13 protein-coding genes are annotated in these 17,539 nt (G+C 67.1%); all 13 read right to left on the bottom strand.

What is annotated here, in order from left to right; genetic code table 11:
- Positions 1 to 289: 289 nt before the first annotated feature.
- A complete protein-coding gene (locus ABZ942_RS05060) occupies positions 290 to 1,333 on the bottom strand; it encodes an NUDIX domain-containing protein (RefSeq protein WP_357379400.1) in 1,044 nt (347 codons plus the stop codon).
- Positions 1,333 to 2,457, bottom strand: coding sequence for a glycosyltransferase family 4 protein (locus ABZ942_RS05055; RefSeq protein WP_357379150.1), 1,125 nt, complete (start codon positions 2,455 to 2,457; stop codon positions 1,333 to 1,335). Before ABZ942_RS05055 ends, ABZ942_RS05060 begins: the two co-directional genes overlap by 1 nt.
- Positions 2,454 to 3,467, bottom strand: a complete 1,014-nt coding sequence (locus ABZ942_RS05050) for a phosphatidylinositol mannoside acyltransferase (RefSeq protein WP_357379147.1) — start codon at positions 3,465 to 3,467, stop codon at positions 2,454 to 2,456. The genes ABZ942_RS05055 and ABZ942_RS05050 overlap by 4 nt, the downstream gene beginning before the upstream one ends.
- Positions 3,468 to 3,513: 46 nt before the next feature.
- On the bottom strand, positions 3,514 to 4,221 hold the full coding sequence (pgsA, locus tag ABZ942_RS05045; protein WP_357379145.1) for a phosphatidylinositol phosphate synthase: 708 nt from the start codon (positions 4,219 to 4,221) through the stop codon (positions 3,514 to 3,516).
- A 2-nt stretch (positions 4,222 to 4,223) separates the two neighbouring features.
- Complete coding sequence (locus ABZ942_RS05040; RefSeq protein ID WP_357379143.1) at positions 4,224 to 4,817, bottom strand: HIT domain-containing protein; 594 nt, start codon at positions 4,815 to 4,817, stop codon at positions 4,224 to 4,226.
- Positions 4,814 to 6,865 carry a threonine--tRNA ligase gene (gene thrS, locus ABZ942_RS05035; RefSeq protein WP_357379141.1) on the bottom strand — a complete coding sequence of 684 codons (2,052 nt, stop codon included), beginning with the start codon at positions 6,863 to 6,865 and terminating at the stop codon, positions 4,814 to 4,816. The genes ABZ942_RS05040 and thrS overlap by 4 nt, the downstream gene beginning before the upstream one ends.
- Positions 6,866 to 7,021: 156 nt before the next feature.
- Positions 7,022 to 7,642, bottom strand: a complete 621-nt coding sequence (locus tag ABZ942_RS05030; RefSeq protein ID WP_357379398.1) for a (2Fe-2S)-binding protein — start codon at positions 7,640 to 7,642, stop codon at positions 7,022 to 7,024.
- A 240-nt stretch (positions 7,643 to 7,882) separates the two neighbouring features.
- A complete protein-coding gene (locus tag ABZ942_RS05025; RefSeq protein ID WP_357379139.1) occupies positions 7,883 to 10,135 on the bottom strand; it encodes a bifunctional SulP family inorganic anion transporter/carbonic anhydrase in 2,253 nt (750 codons plus the stop codon).
- Positions 10,136 to 10,381: 246 nt separating this feature from the next.
- On the bottom strand, positions 10,382 to 12,607 hold the full coding sequence (locus ABZ942_RS05020; protein WP_357379137.1) for a bifunctional SulP family inorganic anion transporter/carbonic anhydrase: 2,226 nt from the start codon (positions 12,605 to 12,607) through the stop codon (positions 10,382 to 10,384).
- Positions 12,608 to 12,863: 256 nt separating this feature from the next.
- Entirely contained in the window at positions 12,864 to 13,937 is a 1,074-nt protein-coding gene (locus ABZ942_RS05015; RefSeq protein ID WP_357379135.1) for an SDR family oxidoreductase, read from the bottom strand.
- Positions 13,937 to 15,325, bottom strand: coding sequence for a condensation domain-containing protein (locus ABZ942_RS05010; protein ID WP_357379134.1), 1,389 nt, complete (start codon positions 15,323 to 15,325; stop codon positions 13,937 to 13,939). Before ABZ942_RS05010 ends, ABZ942_RS05015 begins: the two co-directional genes overlap by 1 nt.
- Positions 15,319 to 16,524: a M20 family metallopeptidase gene (locus ABZ942_RS05005; protein WP_357379132.1), complete on the bottom strand. Its 1,206-nt coding sequence runs from the start codon at positions 16,522 to 16,524 to the stop codon at positions 15,319 to 15,321. The genes ABZ942_RS05010 and ABZ942_RS05005 overlap by 7 nt, the downstream gene beginning before the upstream one ends.
- Positions 16,525 to 16,581: 57 nt before the next feature.
- Complete coding sequence (locus ABZ942_RS05000; RefSeq protein ID WP_357379130.1) at positions 16,582 to 17,376, bottom strand: class I SAM-dependent methyltransferase; 795 nt, start codon at positions 17,374 to 17,376, stop codon at positions 16,582 to 16,584.
- Positions 17,377 to 17,539 lie beyond the last annotated feature (163 nt).

Genomic DNA, 17,539 nt, shown 5'->3' with positions numbered 1-17,539 from the left:
GCGGCAGCAGGAAATCGAACAACAGGTAGGACATGTACTACGTACCTCCACGCACCGAACATTTCCCCCCACCACCGGCGAGGGCCACGGCACCGGATTCGAATGCCTTGCGAAAAGCACTACCCAGCCCGCGTCGAACCAGTCGCGACCGTAGCACGATAGTGAACCAGATCACATCCGCGTCAGCGGATCGTGCGGGCTCGACCTCCACAGATTCGCCCAGCTCGCCCCGTCAAGCCATCGATAGTCGGGGCAGGTGTTGCCGAAAATAAGCTGGTGGCAGCCTATTTCAGCGGATGGATCTGACCTCGGGGTGGGCGACGCCGGAGGCGGCAGCGGCGGCTTCGGGGAGCAATTGGTCGAGGTTGTAGGGGTAGACGGTTTCGCCGGAGCGGTCCAATTGGACGATGTCTTCGACGGTGCACCACTTGTTGCCGGAGATCGAGCGGCGTTCGATGGTGGTGAGGTTGGCGGCCTGCGGTTCGTAGCCGCGCACGCGCAGGGCGAAGAAGAGTTCTTCGGAGCGGATGAGGTCGCCGTCGAAGGGGAACACGGCGACTCGGCGCCAGATCGGGCCGCGCAGGCTGTCCGGATCGGCCTTGTGCCCGGTTTCTTCGTAGAGCTCGCGGACGGCGGCGTCGCGCAGTGTCTCGCCCGGGTCCACGCCGCCGCCGACGGTGAACCAGAAGGAGACGTCGGGGGTGGTGGGGTCGTTGCCGCGCATCAGCAGGGTGCGGTCCTGTTCGTCGAACAGGACGATGCGCGCGGTGGTGCGGGTGGTGTCGACGGTGAGTCCGGTGGACGCGGCCGGGGTGGCGCGCTCGGTGATCTCGAAGTAGGTGGGCAGCGGCGCGGTACCGCCGAGGTGCAGGATGCGCACCGAGCGCCGGGTGCGCAGCGCGAGGGTGTCGCGGACGGCGTCGTTGTGGAAGCGGCGCGCGATGAGGACGCGCGCCTCGGCGTCGGCCAGCTCGGCCACCATCTGCGGGCGCAACTTCTCGATATCGATCGTCGAAAGTGCTCCGGAGAGTTGGTTTTCCACGGTCTCGCGATCGGCCCGCGCGACGCGTTCGGCCCGATCGGCAAGCAGCGCAAGCACTTTGCCCTGATCGGCCAGCGCCGGGTCGGCGACCGGATCGGCGATCGCCATCGCGACCGACCTGGCCACCACCGCCCGGCGGGCCAGCGCCGCGTCCAGGGCCTGCCAGGACTGATCGGAGCGCACGTGCAGCCGGTCGAGCCGGTTGGCGGTGGAGTAGGCCCAGATGCCGATCGCGACGATGACCGCCGCGATCAGCGCAAGGACGAGAACCGTTGTCGCGGAGAAGGTGATCATCCGGCGGCCCGCACCCTCGTGTCGCCGACGGTCACCGTCTCGTACACCCGCAGAATCTGTTCGGCCACCACCGGCCAGTCGTATTCGCCGACCACCTGGGTCGCCGTATTCACCAGCGCCGCCCGATGAGTGTCGTCGGTGAGCACCCGATCGATGGCCTTCGCGAGCGCCGCCGAATCACCCACCGGCACAAGCGCACCCGCCGTGCCGTCGCGCAGCACCCGACGGAAGGCGTCCAATTCGCTTGCCACCACGGCGGTTCCGGCGGCCATCGCCTCGATCAGGATGATGCCGAAACTCTCGCCACCGAGATTGGGCGCGACATAGACGTCCGCGCTGCGCATCGCCGAGGCCTTCTCCGCATCCGACACCTGACCGAGGAAACGCAGATGCCCGGCAAGCGATCCCGCCTCGCGCCGCAGCCGCTCCTCGTCACCGCGCCCGACGATGAGAATCTCCAGGTCCTTGTGCTTATGCACCAGCTCGGGCAGCGCGCCGAGCAGCACGTCCATTCCCTTGCGCGGTTCGTCGTAGCGACCGAGGAACAGCACGGTCCGCCCGGCACGCGGGTACCCGGGCAGCATCGGCGCGCGCGCGAACGCGGGCACGTCGACACCGTTCGGAATCTCCACCGCGTCCGAACCGAGCGCCTCCACCTGCCAGCGCCTGGCCAGCTCCGAGACGGCGATCCGCCCGCTGATCTTCTCGTGATACGGCCGCAACACGCTCTGAAAAGTACTGAGCACCAACGACTTCGTGGTCGAAGTATGAAAGGTCGCGACGATCGGCCCCTCCGCGATCTTCAACGCCAGCATCGACAGGCTCGGCGCATTCGGCTCATGGATGTGCAGCACATCGAAATCGTTGCCGTCGATCCAGCGGCGAATCCTGGTGTAGGCCATCGGCCCGAAGGACAGCCGCGCCACCGAGCCGTTGTAGGGAATCGCGACCGCGCGACCGGCCGACACCACGAAATCGGGCAGCGGTGTGTCCTCCGAGGCGGGCGCGAGCACGCTCACCCGGTGTCCGCGTTCGATGAACACCCGCGCCAGCTCGACCACGTGGGCCTGCACGCCGCCGGGGACGTCGAACGAGTAGGGACAGACCATGCCGATCTTCATGGGGCGCCATCCGAATGGGCCGTCGTGTCAACGTTTACCGTACCGTTCGAGCCCGCCGTCGCGCTGGGCTCGTCACGGTGTGGCTGCGCGGCGGCGATCCTGGCCAGCCGCGCCTCGGACAAGTCGCTTTCCCACTGCGGTTGCAGCATGTGCCAATCCGCGGGATGCGCAGCGATATTCGCAGCGAACTGATCCGCCAGGGATTGCGTCGCCGCCGCCACACCGCTCGAAACATCCACCGGCGGATAGACCTTCATGCCCCAGCCCTCCGCACCGTCGTCGGTGAACCAGGTATGCACCGGCAGCAGCGGTGCCCCGGTTTCGATGGCCAGTTTGGCGGCGCCGGCGGGCAGCCAGGTGCGCTCGCCGAAGAAGGTGACCGGGACGCCGCGACCGGTCAGGTCGCGCTCCCCCATCAGGCAGATCGCCTTGTTCTCCCGCAACCGCTTCGCGAGCTGGACGAACGGCGGCTGTTCGGCGCCGGTCAGCGGGAACACCTCGAACCCGAGGCTCTCCCGGTAGGCGACGAAACGCTCGAACAGTGACTCCGGTTTCAACCGCTCGGCGACGGTCGCGAAGGTGCCGTGGTTCTGCACCAACCACACCCCGGCCATGTCCCAGTTTCCGGAATGCGGCAGCACAAGGACCGCCCCACGCCCCGCGGCCAGCGCTGCCTCCAGGTGCGACTTCCCTTCCAGCACAAGCTGACCGATCGCCGCGTGATCCATCGACGGCAGCCGGAACGCCTCACGCCAGTATCGCGCGTAGGAGCGCACGCTCGCCTGGATCAGCTCGTCCGGCACCTCGGCAGGCGTCCCGCCGATCACCCGAGCGAGGTTGCGCCGCAACTGATTCGGCTCACCGCCCGCCCGGAACGCGCGATTCGCCTTGCCCGCAACGCGATCGGCGCCGAAGTCGAACAGTCGCCGCGCCGTCGACTCGGGCAGTGCCCGCACGAGCCGCCAGCCCGCCGCGTAACCGACGTCGCTCAACCGCTCCCCGATACTCATGACCATTGCCCCGTTTCCTGCACCACACCGCCACGATATGGCGGTCTCACGTTGGCAGCTCCGTCGCGTTCGCCGGTCCCGCCGTGGGGTTTTCGGGCTGCGCCGTCGACTTGGCCAGTGGCAGCACGTCGCGCGCGCCGGGCGAACTGCGCACCGCGAGCACCCGCTGGAACACCGTGACGATGCTGAGCACCGCGAGGATCCACATCGCGACGTGCACCGCGTAGGTCAGCCAGTGAATGCCCCAGTACCCGCCGATCCCGGTGAACCCGGCGCCGACCAACACGATGATCAGCCGATCCGGCCGCTCGATGATCCCACCGTCGGCGGACAGTCCGCTGGCCTCGGCCCGCGCCTTGGCGTACGAAATCACCTGCGAGGTAACCAATACCACCAGGGTCGCGGCGAACAGCGGCTTGTGGTGCGCGTGGAACACCGCCCACCACGCCAGGCCGCCGAAGATCGCCCCGTCGGCCATCCGGTCGCAGGTGGCGTCGAGCACCGCACCGTATTTCGTGCCGCCGCCGCGCGCCCTGGCCATCGCGCCGTCGAGCATGTCGAACATGACGAACAACCAGATCACCATGGTCCCCCAGAACAGGTGTCCGGTCGGGAACAGGGTGACCGCGGCGGCGATCGACGCGGTGGTGCCGATGACCGTCACCGCGTCCGGGGTGAGCCCGGTGCTCACCAGCGCTTTGCCCAGCGGCGCAGTCGCTTTGGCAAACGTATCGCGGCCGAAGAAGCTCAGCACTTCTAGTCGACTTCCTTCCAGGCTGCCGACAGCAGCGCCCTCGTCTCGCGCAGCAGCTGTGGCATGACCTTCGCGCCGCCGACGACGGTGATGAAGTTCGCGTCGCCGCCCCAGCGCGGGACGATGTGCTGATGCAGGTGATCGGCGAGCGAACCACCCGCCACGCCACCGAGATTCAGGCCGACGTTGAAACCGTGCGGCTGCGACACCCGCTTCATCACCCGGATGGCCTGCTGGGTGAACGCCATCAGCTCCGCGCCCTCGGCGACCGTGAGGTCCTCGAGGTTGGCGACCCTGCGGTAGGGCACCACCATCATGTGACCGGGGTTGTACGGGTACAGGTTCAGCACCGCGTACACCAGTTCGCCGCGGGCGATGACCAGACCGTCCTCGTCGGACATCTTCGGGATGTCGGTGAACGGATGCCCGGTCGCGGTGGGATCGGTCGAGGCGGCCTCGGCGATGTAGGACATCCGGTACGGCGTCCACAGTCGTTGCAGCCGATCGGGTTCGCCCGCGCCCCGGTCGACGATGCTGCCCTGTGCCGCGGCGTCGTTCAGCTCGGTAAGTCCATCCGGCGCCGCGCGCTCAGTCATTCCGCACCCTTGATCTCGAAGCCTTCCGCGGTCGGCGAAGCGTTCTCCCGATTCGCGATCCATTGCACAACGGTGGCCACCGCGTCGGCGACCGGCACGCCGTTGACCTGCGTGCCGTCGCGGAACCGGAAGCTCACCGCGTCGGCGGCCACGTCCCGCTCACCGGCGAGCAGCATGAACGGCACCTTCTGCGCGGTGTTGTTGAAGATCTTCTTCTGCATCCGGTCGTCGCTGCGGTCGACCTGCGCGCGCACGCCCGCGTCCCGCAGCCGCTCGATCACCCGGTCCAGGTGCGGCGCAAAGGCTTCCGCGACCGGGATGCCGACCGCCTGCACCGGCGAAAGCCAGGCCGGGAAGGCGCCTGCGTAGTGCTCGGTGAGAACGCCGAAGAACCGTTCGATGGAACCGAACAGCGCGCGGTGGATCATCACCGGCCGCTGCTTGGTGCCGTCGTTGGCGGTGTATTCCAGGTTGAACCGTTCCGGCAGGTTGAAGTCCAGCTGGATGGTCGACATCTGCCAGGTCCGCCCGAGCGCGTCCTTGACCTGCACGGAGATCTTCGGCCCGTAGAACGCGGCGCCGCCCGGATCCGGCACCAGCTCGAGCCCGGAGGCCTCGGCCACCTTGGCCAGGGTCTCGGTCGCCTCTTCCCACAGCTCGTCCGAGCCGACGAACTTGACCGGGTCCTTGGTCGACAGCTCCAGGTAGAAGTCGTCGAGGCCGTAGTCCTTCAGCAGCGCGAGCACGAACTGCAGGGTGCTGGTGAGCTCGGCGTGCATCTGCTCTTTGGTGCAGTAGATGTGCGCGTCATCCTGGGTCATGCCGCGCACCCGGGTCAGGCCGTGCACCACGCCGGACTTCTCGTAGCGGTAGACCGAGCCGAATTCGAACAGCCGCAACGGCAGTTCCCGGTACGACCGGCCACGGGCCCGGAAGATCAGGTTGTGCATCGGGCAGTTCATCGGCTTGACGTAGTAGTCCTGGCCGGGCTTGCGAACGGTGCCGTCCTCGTTCAGCTCCGCGTCCAGGTGCATCGCCGGGAACATGCCGTCCTGGTACCAGTCCAGGTGGCCGGAGACCTCGAACAGGTGTCCCTTGGTGATGTGCGGGGTGTTGACGAACTCGTAGCCCGCGGACACATGCCTGCGCCGCGAGTACTCCTCCATCTCCTTGCGGATGATGCCGCCCTTGGGATGGAACACCGGCAGGCCGGAGCCGAGCTCGTCCGGGAAGCTGAACAGGTCCAGTTCCAGCCCGAGCTTGCGGTGATCACGGCGCTCGGCCTCGGCGAGCAGATGCAGGTGCTCTTCCAGCGCCTCGGTGGATTCCCAGGCGGTGCCGTAGATGCGCTGCAGGTCCTCGCGGTTCTGATCGCCGCGCCAGTAGGCGGCCGAGCTGCGGGTCAGCTTGAACGCGGGAATGAACTTGGTGGTCGGGATGTGCGGGCCGCGACACAGGTCGCCCCAGAGGCGTTCACCGGTGCGGGGATCGAGGTTGTCGTAGATGGTCAGCTCTTTGCCGCCGACCTCCATCACCTCGGGATCGTCGATGCCGGACTTGTCGCTGATCAGCTCCAGCTTGAACGGCTCCTTGGCCAGCTCGACGCGGGCGTCCTCGACCTCGATCACCCGACGCGAAAAGCGTTGCGCGCCTTTGACGATCTTCTTCATCCTGGATTCCAGCTTGGCCAGATCCTCCGGGGTGAACGGCTTGTCGACCTGGAAGTCGTAGTAGAAGCCGTCCTTGATCGGCGGGCCGATGCCGAGCTTGGCCTCCGGGAACTCCTGCTGCACCGCCTGGGCCAGCACGTGCGCGGCGGAATGCCGGATGACACTGCGGCCGTCCTCGGTGTCGGCGGCGACCGCCTCCACCTCGACGTCGGTGTCCGGGATCCAGGACAGGTCCTTGAGGCCCTCGGCGTCGCGCACGACGACGATGGTGTCCGGTCCCTTGGTCGGCAGTCCGGCCTCGCGCACCGCGGCACCCGCCGTCGTCCCGGCCGGCACCCGGACGAGGGCGGCAGGGGTGGTGCGGGCTGAGGTGGTCACGGCGGTGCTCTCCTTGGAGTTTCTCGGGTGCGAGGACGTCCTCGCGGATCATGGCCAGGACACGCGCGTACCCCGGCGCGACCATGCTATCGGCACGACCACACCAACGTGCACGCGCTCACCCGGCTTGTCGGCCACTCCGCGTATTCAGGGGTTCTACTTTTCGCGCTCCGCCAGGTCGGCCAGCAGGGTCTCGCGTTCGGCAGCAGGACGTTTCGGGCAGCTCGTGCACATCTCGCAGCTGGGCACCTCGTAGACCAGGCAGCAGGAGATCCGTTTGACGAACGTCCGCCCGCCGACCTCGACGAAGCGCGGTATGGGGAGCTTGCCGCCGATCCGAGTCGCCAGTTGCGTACCCGCCGCTGGGGACCCCGCGTCGAGGGCGCGGTTACCCACGGCATCGGCGACGATCGCCCACAGCGACGGCACGCCCGCGCCGGAGACCTCGGCGACCGGACCGATCACGGCCGCAAGGGTTTCCCGCAGTGCCGTGCCCGGCTCGGCGGCTTCATCGGGCTCGGCCAGCACATGGATACGTTCCACGCCGCCGTCAGGACGAACCTCGCAGTCGAAGTGATCGAGCACCGGCTCGACGGCCCGCTCGTCGCGCGCGTACGCCCGCGCGATCTGCTCGACCAGCGCGGAGGCGACCATGCACCACCACAGCGTGCCCGCGATGCGCGGTGAGGTGGTCCCCCACGAATGCCCCATCTCGGCGATCCGCGCCGCCAGCCAGTCCGGCTGCGTCAACGTGCGCCCGGGAACCGTATTCACCATTTCAGGGGACTGCGTAACCATTGCCACTCGACTCCGATCCAGCTGCCGACCATCCCATAGGAGCGGTTCAGCGTAGGTCGCGCGGCAATGCGGGCCTCGAAGGCGCGCCAGCCCGACTGTGTCGATCTTGTTTCCAGCTCGGCCGTCACCTGTTCCAGCGTACGAGACCGACCGGTCCGGCCCAGGTCACAGCCGTAGCGCCTGCCCGAAAACGGTTCGGGCGGGCGCTACGGTCGTCCATCAGACCAGCTCGGGGGTGACCCGATGCCCCGCCTCGTCCTCGATGTGCGCGAATCCGTCCTCGGTGACCTCGATGACGCGCGCGCTGGCGATATCGAAGAACAGACCCGACACCGTCACACCGCGCTCGGCGACGGCCGCGCGCACCGCGGGATGCCGCTGCAGGTTTTCCAGCTGCACGGCCACATTCACCATGCTCAGCTGGTCCACCTCGCCGAATCCGGCCCGGGCGGCGGCGATCGCCACCGGATGTCCGCGCCGGACCCGGTCCAGGCTCGGATGGGCGTGCGCGAGCCACTTGTCGATCTCCGGACCGGCCTGCGCACCCGAATGCAGGGCCTTCATCGCGCCGCACGACGAGTGACCGCAGACCACGATGGACCGGACGTTCAGCTCTTCCAGGGCGAAGACGAGCGCCGCGTCCACCGACGGATCCCCGACGGCGGGCACCAGGTTGCCCACATTGCGCACGGTGAACAGGTCACCCGGCCCGCTGTTGGTGATCATGTTCGGCACGATCCGCGAGTCCGCACAGGTCAGGAAGAACGAATCCGGATCCTGACTGTCCCGCAGCTCGTCCAGGTGCGGCCGCACGACGTGCGCGTGACTGCGGTGGTAGGCGGCCACGCCTGCCGCGATCGGGTCGGCGTGCTCGTCGCGCCGCCACGGCCCGAGGATGTCGGTCCACACCGCGCGCCCGAAGCTGCGCGACGGCGGGCCTGCCGTCGCGAACGCCATTCTGGCGCTGCCGATTTCCACGAAATCGACACTGCCGCCGTTGCTTTCCTGCTGCCGCACCCAGTCCTCGATGGCTTCGAAGGCGGCGTGGTCGAGGAAGTCGACGGTCATCTCGACGGTGACGTCGGCGTCCGCGGGCACCTTCGCGAATTCCGTCGAGAGCTTCGGCAGCGCGAGGAACGTGCAGGAGCCGTCGATGGTGATCATCCACCGCTGCGAACCCGGAATCTGCCTGGCGCTGATGGCAACTCGCACCACCCGCCACAGCAGCAGGCCGAAGGCCAGCGCGAGGCCGATCAGCACGCCCTCCAGCAGATTCAGGAACACCACCGACACCACGGTGACGGCATAGACGAGCAGATCACCGGTGCGTCGGGCCAGCCGGATGTGCGCGAGCTTCACCAGCTGCATGCCGATCACGATCAGCAGTCCGGCCAGCGCGGCCTTCGGAATCTGTTGCACCACAGCGGCCAACGCCACCGAGAACACCAGGATCCAGACACCGTGCAGCACCGCCGACGCGCGACTGCGCGCCCCTGCCTGCACGTTGGTGGCGCTGCGCACGATCACGCCGGTGACCGGCAGCCCACCGATCAGGCCGGACAGCACGTTGGCCGAGCCCTGACCGATCAGCTCGCGATCGAAATTGGTGCGCTGACCCGAGTGCATCTTGTCCACCGCCACCGCGGAGAGCAGGCTCTCCACGCTGGCGATCAACGCGATGGTGATGACCATCAGGACCACCGCCGACCAGTCACCGCTCGGCAGCTCCGGCAGACCGATCGCGTCGAACAGCGAGCCGTTCAACACGATTCGCTCGGCACCGGTCGGCAGCACCATGGCCAGCACGGTGCCCGCGAACACCGCGACCAGCGGGCCGGGGATCACGCGCAGCTTGGCGGGCATGTACTTCCAGCCCAGCATGATGGCGATCACCACCGCGCCGATGAACGCGTCGCCGCCGTGCAGCGACATCAGCTGGTCGGGCAGCTGGGTGAGGTTCTTCCACGCCGAGCTGTGCGACGAACCGCCGAGCAGCACGTGAATCTGTTGCAGCGCAATGGTGATGCCGATACCGGCCAGCATCGCGTGCACGACCACCGGCGCGACGGCCAGCGCGGCTCGGGCAATTCGGCTCAGCCCGAACAGGATCTGCAGCACACCGGCCGCGGCGGCGATGAAACAGGTTGTTTTCCAACCGAATTGGTTGATGGACTCGGCAACGACGACGGTGAGTCCCGCGGCGGGGCCACTCACCTGAAGAATGGAGCCGCCTAACAGACCGGCGACGATGCCACCAACCACGGCGGCGATGAGACCGGCGGCGACGGGCGCGCCGGAGGCGACGGCGATGCCGAGGGACAGCGGCAACGCGACCAGGAAGACCACGATGGAAGCGGGCACATCGTGGCGGAGGATCGATTGCAGACGATCGGACAGGGGTCTGGAACCGTGACCCGAGTCCGCCGAGACAGGGGGTGTTATCGGTGGGGCCACATCGTTTTCGACAGGCATGACTATCTCCTTCGCCGAACTCGGCCGCATCGGCCGAGGTCGGTTGACGATCAACATGTCCAGCAGGGCACACGACCGCGAACCGGCATCTCGCGGTGAAGCAGTACTCGACGCACCAGTGGGTCGAGTGGTAAACCGAAGTCAGGCTATTAGTAAAGACTTAGCAAAGCCTGAGAACGATGCTAATTACGCGTTAACACCCCTGCCAGGGGCCGCGCCCAGCGGGCGCCCGGACCGTCGCGGCGGTTAAACCGGCTCCGCGGCAACACGGCGGCCCTCATCGTCGAATTCCGCGATTCCGTCCACGGTCACCTCGATGACCCTGGCGGTGGCGATATCGAAGAACAGTCCCGACACCGCGACGCCGCGCTCCTCGATCCCCTGCCGCACGGCCGGGTGCGCGTGCAACGTCTCCAATTGCAGCGCCACATTCACCATGCCCAGCTGGTCGACCTCGCCGAATCCCGCCAGCGCGGCCGCCGTGGCGACCGGGTGCCCGAGGCGGAACCGGTCGAGGCTCGGACGAGCGTGGGCCAGCCAGTCACCCAGGCCCGAACCGGTCCGGACCTCGCGATACAGCGCCTCCATCGCACCGCAGCCGGAATGACCGCACACGACGACCGCGCGCACGTCCAGCTTCTCGAGTGCGTAGATCAGCGCGGCCTCGACCGAGACGTCACTGCCCGCGGTGGGAACCAGGTTGCCGACATTGCGGACGGTGAACAGGTCACCGGGGCCGCTGTTGGTGATGACATTCGGGACGATGCGGGCGTCGGCGCAGGTGAGGAAGAACGAATCGGCGTCGGGCCGGTGCCGCAGGCCGTCCAGGTGCGGGCGCATCAGATGCGCGTGCCCGCGGTGGTAGGCCGCGATGCCCGCCACGATCGGATCCTCGCGGATACCGGTGCGCCGCCACGGGCTGATCGCCTGGTCGATGACCTGCCTGGAATTGCCCCGCTCGGGCGGGCCCGCCATCGCGCCCGCCATGCGCGCGCTGCCGATCTCCACGAATTCGACCGTGCCGCCCTCGGATTCGTGATGCGTGGCCCATTCGGTGATCCGCTCGGAGGCGGCGTGATCGAGGAAGTCGACCGTCATCTCCACGGTGACCTCAACGCCCGCAGGCACTTTGGCGAGTTCCGCAGACAGCTTCGGCAGCGCGAGGAAGGTGCAGGTGCCGTCGATAGTGACCACCCAGCGCCGCGCGCTCGCCACCGGTTCGGCGATGATGGTCACCCGGACCACCCGCCACAGCAGCAGCGCGAACGACAGCGCGAGCCCGATCACCATGCCCACCAACAGGTTCAGGAACACCACGCTGAGTACCGTCGCGATGTACACGTAGAGGTCACCGGTGCGCCGAGCCAGGCGGATGTGCGCCAACTTCACCAGTTGCACACCGATCAGAATGAGCAGTCCCGCCAGCGCCGCCTTCGGAATCTGCTGCACCAGCCCCGCCAGCGCCACCGCGAACAGCAGCACCCAGACGCCGTGCAGCACCGTCGCCGCCCTGGACTGCGCACCCGCCTGCGCGTTGGTGATGCTGCGCACGATCACCGCTGCGACCGGCAGCCCGCCGAGCAGGCCGGACACCATGTTGGCCGAGCCCTGCCCGATCAGTTCGCGATCGAGGTCGGTCGAGACGCCCGGGCGCAGCTTGTCCACCGCGACCGCCGAGAGCAGGGTCTCGACGCTGCCGATGAGGGCGATGGTCACCACGGTGATCGCGATCGCGGTCCAACTGCCCGAGGGGACGCTCGGCAGGCCGATCGAGTCGAACAGCGAGCCGTTCAGCACCAGCCGCTCGACATGGGTCGGCAGCACCAGTGACAGCAGTGTCGCGATCACCACCGCGACCAGCGGCCCCGGCACCACCCGGACCTGGCGCGGCACGAACTTCCAGGCGATCAGGATGACGATCACCACCACGCCGATCAGCAGGTCGCCGCGATGCACCGACATCAGCTGATGCGGCAGCTGAACCAGGCTGTCGAACGACGAGCTCAGCGACGTGCCGCCGAGCAGCACATGCACCTGCTGCAGCGCGATGATCACGCCGATGCCGGCCAGCATCGCGTGCACCACCACCGGCGCGATCGCCAACGCGCCCCGCGCGATCCGGCTCAGCCCGAACAGGATCTGCAACGCCCCGGCCCCGACGGTGATGAAACACGTCGCGGCCCAGCCGAATTGGTGCACGCTCGCGGCGACGACCACGGTGAGGCTGGCAGTCGGCCCGGTCACCTGCACTGCCGAACCGCCGACCAGCCCCGCGACCACCCCGCCGACCGCCGCCGCGATCAATCCCGCGGCGACGGGTGCGCCGGAGGCGACCGCGACGCCGAGGGAAAGCGGTAGCGCGACAAGGAAAACCACGATGGAGGCGGGTAGGTCGTGGCGGCCGATACCGGCAAGACTGAAAGCGGGCTTACGCAACGAAGTCCGTGGTGCGGAATCGGTGTCGGTGGACATATTTCTCCTTCGCCGGGCGGACGTGGACCGTCCCGGTTCATCGGTGGAACATGTACTGGCATCGAAAGCGAGCGGCGGGCATGACTCAGCCGCTCGAGAGCGGCGACCCGGTTGACGCGAAGGTCTGGCTAATAGTAAAGACTTCGCAAAGCGTATGGAAAGGTTTCAGGTGGAATCGGCCCCATCGTCACCAAATTGTGATCCAGATCACTGCGCAATCCCCCGGTCTGCGTAGCGTGCGATCAGCGCCCGGCACCTACTTCAGGTACCAGGTGATCAGGCGTTCGACGAGGGCGAGGTCGCAGACGGCGTCTGGGACCTGGATGGCCGATTCCAGGTTGCGGCGGTCGAACTCGATGCGTTCCAGCAGATACTTTCCGGTGTACGCCATGCGGGTGGCGACCGCTCTGTCGAGTACCGAGAGGGTGCCGTCGTCCCAGTTCTGTGGCGCGACGGGGCGCAGTCTCATGCCGAGGCCGGTGCCGATCATTTCGATCGTTTCCGCCGCCGGGACGCCGACGCGGTCGGTCAGGTTGACGATCCGCGGTAGGTCGTCGACCTCGGCCAGGGCCAGCAGCCACGCCACGGTTGTGTCGATCGGGACGAGGTTGAGTGTCGCGTCCTCGCCTATTTGGACCGCGGCGTCTCCACCGGGGAAGCGTCGCGCTACCCGCTGCATATTCGTCATGAAGTTGTAGATGCCGAAATCCGAGGTGGTGTGCGCGGTTTTGGACGAGCCCACGACCTGTCCGAGCCGGAATACCGCGCCGCTGACGCCGTACTCCTGCACGAAATCGCGGAAAACCAGTTCACCGCCGCGTTTGGTCTCCTCGTACACCGTCCGGAACCGGGTGTCTTCGGTAACCGGCAGCCAGTTCTCCTCGGTGGGCTTGTCCGAGACGCCGCCGACGTAGGCGGTGCTGATCAGAAAGAATCGGGAGCCCGGCAGGGAGCGTTCGACGAACAGCCGCAGTGCCCGCTCGGTTCCCTTGGTATTCACGTCCTGGAGAAGGGCGGGCCGATTCGGCGAAAGGTCGACCGCGGCCGCGAAATGCCAGAAATCGCAGGGCTCCGAGAAGATCGTCGCTGCCTCGAAGTCATCGATGCCCAGATACTCCTGGGTCAATTCGCAGTCATAGGTCTCGAGATCGGTGAGGTCGGGTGGCGTCTCCCCCTCGTTGACAGTGGCCGAGTCGAGCGCCTCGGGAACCCGGGTTCGCGCCCCTCTGGCAAGGGCTTTCACCCGGACGCCGCGTTTGAGCAGCTCGCAGATCGTATTGCTGGCGACATATCCGTTCGCGCCGTCGACGACGGCCACTCTCGAGCCCATCAGAGGCTCCACACAGTGCTGTCGAAGCGGCGGTCGATGGCGCCGGCCAGCTGCCGAAGCGGAACACCGGGATCCCGCGCAGCCTCGACGCATAAGTCGATGATCGTCGCGCACATAGCGGCGGCAAGTTCGTCGTTCCATAACCGCTGTGCCGCATTGAAAGTCATCGCCATCGCCTCCTGGGCTGCCTTGATCGTGAGCAGGCCGTCGATCGGGAGCACATTCCCCACCGACGTCCGGTGCAGCGCGTAATCCGCTGCCACGCAATCGGGGCCGAACAACGCCGCACCGACCTCGGTCTTCGGCACATTCAGCATCTGCACCGGAAAAAGCGCGCTGTTCGGATCGATCATCGCGACAGACAGTTCCGGGCAAACCTCGAGCACCTCGATGAAGGGATACCACTGGAATCGGTAGGCCTTCAAGCAGCTCTGCTTGAACGACGCGACGAGATCGGCGAACGACTGCTCCGGCGACCACCGGAACTCGAGCATGAAGGGATTGAAAAGCATGGCCACCGACTGATGGAACCGCGGATCGCGCCGACCGTGGCTGAAGGTGGGCATCAGGTACGCGTCGCAGCGACCGAGGTGGCCCAGGGTGAGGCCGTAGGCCGCGGCGATCACCATGAACGGCGTCACCCGGAGCTTGCCGGACAGTGCGCGTACCGCGGCGATTTCCGGTGCCGTCAAGCCACGATCGCCACGGGACGTGGTCGCCTGATGATCTTGCGCGTCCACCGCTCCGGATATCTGCAATATCTCCAGGGAGCCAACGTAATCCGGCCAAAAGGCACGGGCCGCGTCCGCCTCTGGTGTTTCCAGTGCGGCCAGCTCAGCTACGACGATCTGCCGGTAATTCACCTCGGGCGGCGCGGGTTTCGGTTCCAGCCCGGCGCGATAGAACCGCCCGATATCGCGCTTCAGCACCTCCAGCGACCATGCGTCGGACACGCTGTGGTGCACCGTCACCTGGAGCAGTCGCCGCTGCGCCGCCGCGTTCTCGAGCAGCAGCACGCGCAGCAACGGCGGATGCGCGAGGTCGAACGGCGCGTTGTTGTATTCGACCAGCACCCTTTCGATTTCAGGCTCGTCCCAGGTCCGCGATGAGGTAGGTGTCACCGTCAACGCGGGTTCGACGGTGGAACCGATGACCTGCTCGGCCATTCCCCGACCACGGACTATCGCGGTGCGCAGCGCCTCATGTCGCTCGACGCACTGGGTGATCGCGTCGAACAACCGATCCCGGTCGAGCGGCCCGTCGATCGTCAGCCGGAACGAGATATTGAACGCCTCCGCCGCGCCACCGGGCCGAATCGACTCCAGGAAATCCAGCAGATGCTGCCCCGGCGTCAAGGGCAGCCTGGTCTCCCCCGGCAGGCTCACCATCGCGAACCTTGATGGAGGAAGTCATGTGCCGCAACGGCATACGTCAAGGCATAGCGCTTCAAGTCACGCACCGCCACCCACTCGTCGGCCATGTGCGCGATCCACTTTCCCCCTGGCCCGTACACCACACTCGGGACTTCCCCGAAATGGGTCAGGATGGTGCCGTCGGTGGTGCCTGGCACGCCGCCGAGGCTGGGCCGAACGCCGTTGACGACCTCGTGCGCTCGGACCAGCGCGGTGACAAGTGGTGTGTCCGAGCCTGTTTCGACCCACGGGCGATCGTCGATCACCGTCACCACCGAGCCGATCGCACACTCGCGCACCGCGGTATCGACACACTCGCCGATCCGCTTCAGCAACGTCTCGTGGTCCACCCCGGGCACGGTGCGCACATCCAGGTAGAGCGCGCTCGTCCCGGTGATCGTGTTCATCTGGTCCGCAGTCCCCGCCCGCACCACCGTCGGCGTAATGGAGGGAGCACCGAGCGGCGGCTGGTTGCCCACTTCCTGGATCAACGCGCTTTCGAGGGTTTCCAGGCCGAGCAGCACACGGGCCAAGGCGGGCAACGTATTCCGGCCCTGCCACGGCATCGCGCCGTGACTCATCACGCCCGTGAAATCCACTCGGAGCCGGATCGCGCCCTTCGAGATCGGACACACCTCATCGCCTTCGGGCTCGCAGCAGATCACCCCGTCGACGTCCCGGACGAATCCGTTGGCCACCGCGGTCTTGGCCCCCGTCATCATTCCCTCTTCGTCGGCCAGCAGGAGCAGCCGAACCCGGCCGGGGAACGGACCGGCCAGCTGCAATGCCCTCGTCCCGTACAGCATTGCCGCGACACCCGATTTCATGTCGGCCGAACCTCGTCCGTAGAGCTTCCCGTCGCGGATCTCCCCGCCGTAGGGGTCGACGGTCCACTGGCCGAGATCGCCCTCGGCCACCACGTCCATATGCCCCTCGAAGGCCAGCGTCGGGCCGTCGCCACCGCCGCCGGTCAGGGTCACCACGATATTCGGGCGGCCACCGGCGTCGAAGAGCTCGGCACTCCAGCCCCAGTCACTGATCTTGTCGAGCAGGAAGGCCGCGACGGCGCGCTCGCCTCTGCCCTCCTCGTGCAGCGTGTGGGTCCGCACGAGCTGCTGGGTGAACTCGATGAGTTCCCGCTCGTCTATTCCGGCATCCAGCGAAGAGATGTCCACTGTGTGACCCCCAGGCGTCAAGTCTGTCCATGCTACGACGCCCGCTGGTGTCGCGTGCTATATCGCGCCGCTTCGTTCCGCCCTGATCCACGACATCGCCTGCCGGAGTCCACGCACCTCGCCCGCCTCCGTGACGACGCTCGTCCCGAAGGTGTCGCCGTCGTCAATCTGCCCGAGCGCCAATAACTGTCGCCGGATCTCGCCCGCTTCGGCCGCCCCCGCGCCGCCGTCGTCGAGCCATTCGTCCAGCGGCCGGAAACTGGTGGTTCGGTGGCATTCGGCCACGTCCAAGGCGTTGGCGCGCAACAGTTCGATGAGCTGGCTCTCGGACAGCGTCGTGGCGTGCCCCGGGTCTCGGACCCGCTGGATCTCCTCGAACCGGTCGTGCGCGGCACCGGACAGCCCGGTGACGTTGTCCGCGACGATGACCTGCCCGCCCGGTCGCACCACCCGCGCCATTTCGGCGACGACGATGTCCGGTCGTTCAACGTGGTGCAGCGCGCGTGTGCACATGACGAGATCGAAGGTGCCGTCCGGGAAGGGCAGCTCCTCGATGAGGGCGACGACCAGATTCGCCTGGCGCCCATCGGCATTGGCGCGCGCCTGCCGAAGCATCTCGACCGACGAGTCGACGCCGACGATCGTGGCGCGCACACCGACTTTCGCCGCGACGGCGGCCGCGGCACCGGTTCCGGTGGCCACGTCCAGGACCCGCTCGAAAGCCAACGGGCGCAGCATCTCGGCCAGCAGTTCCCCGTCGAGGCGACGGGCCTGCCCGCTCGCATACGACTGCGCAATTGTCGCGAACCTCAACTGGTTTCGGGACACCTGCGCGCGGTAGCCATCAGTCATCTGTCACACCTTCGGCGCCGTGCGTGTTGCTATGACCCCAGGGGCCCGGGGAAAACGACGAACTCTGATATTCGCCGATATTCACCGGGCCTACGGTACCGTGTATTCACGCAAAACACCGCGTCCGAGCTCCGGGGGGAGATCATCGGGACCGCCTGTTTCG

Origin of the sequence: Nocardia sp. NPDC046473 (assembly GCF_040645995.1) — a bacterium.
GTDB lineage: Bacteria > Actinomycetota > Actinomycetes > Mycobacteriales > Mycobacteriaceae > Nocardia.
This window is presented reverse-complemented; position numbering and strand designations above follow the sequence as displayed.